At 72.0% G+C, this 1,014-nt stretch carries 1 protein-coding gene; it reads left to right on the plus strand.

The genetic code is table 11. The annotated features are described in order from the left end of the window. Window positions 1-1,014: DUF222 domain-containing protein (locus tag WFG93_RS13895; protein WP_336646934.1), on the plus strand; the 1,014-nt coding region annotated here is incomplete at both ends.

Below are 1,014 nucleotides of genomic sequence, written 5' to 3' on the forward strand. Positions count from 1 at the left end.
GCGTCCCCGGTGCATCGTGAGACGATCCGCCGGTCGATGGTGGCGGAGTACTCCGCCGCCGCACGGATGGCGAAAGGCAGCGTGGAGCAGGCGTTCGCCCACGCCCGCGCCCTGTGCGACGACTTCCCCGCCGTGCGCGCCTCGCTCGAGGCGGGCAGGATCAGCGCAGCGCACGTGCGGGAGATCCTCCGCGCCGCCGGGCCCTTGATCCACGCACGCAACGCCGGCGACGCACCCCCGGACTCGTGGGCGCTGTACGAGGCGGCGGCGGTGGAGTTCGCCGAGACCGAAGCGCCCGCGCGCACCCGCACGCACGCGCGTGAGCTCATCGCCGCGCTCGTGCCGGAAACGGTCACCGAACGTCACCGGCGCGCGATCGCGGAGCAGGAGGTGAGCGTGCGCGAGATCGATGACGAGATGTCGCTGCTGCAGGCGATCATGCCCACCTACAAAGCCCTCGCCATCATGGACCGCCTCACCACCCTGGCCCGCGCCCAGAAGCAGCACCCCGACAACCGCACCCCCACCCTGCCCCCTGACACCGACTACGACCTCGCCCTGCACGACGCGCGCACCCACACCGCCGAAGCCGCCGAGGCGGCGACGATCTTCGGCACCACCGACACCTACACCACCGACCCCTTCAGCACCACCGACCCCTTCAGCACGGCCGGCTCGCTCTGGTGGGATGCGGACATGGACGCGATGGACCGCGCCGTCGCCGCCGGACCGCGCGTGATCCGCGTCCCGGCCGACACCCGCGGGCTGGACGAGATCCGCACCGAACTGCTCACCGACCTGCTCCTGGCCGCCGACCCCTCCGAGGTGATGGGCACCGGACTGGAGAACATCCACGCCCGCATCCAGGTCACCATCGCCGCAACCACCCTCACCGGCACCGACGATAACCCCGCCCAACTCGACGCACACGCCACCATGCACCCCGACACCGCCCGCACCCTCGCCGGACACACCACCGGCTGGACCCGCCTCTTCCTCGACCCCACCGGCCTG

It is taken from the genome of Microbacterium sp. USHLN186, from assembly GCF_037145155.1.
Classification (GTDB): domain Bacteria; phylum Actinomycetota; class Actinomycetes; order Actinomycetales; family Microbacteriaceae; genus Microbacterium.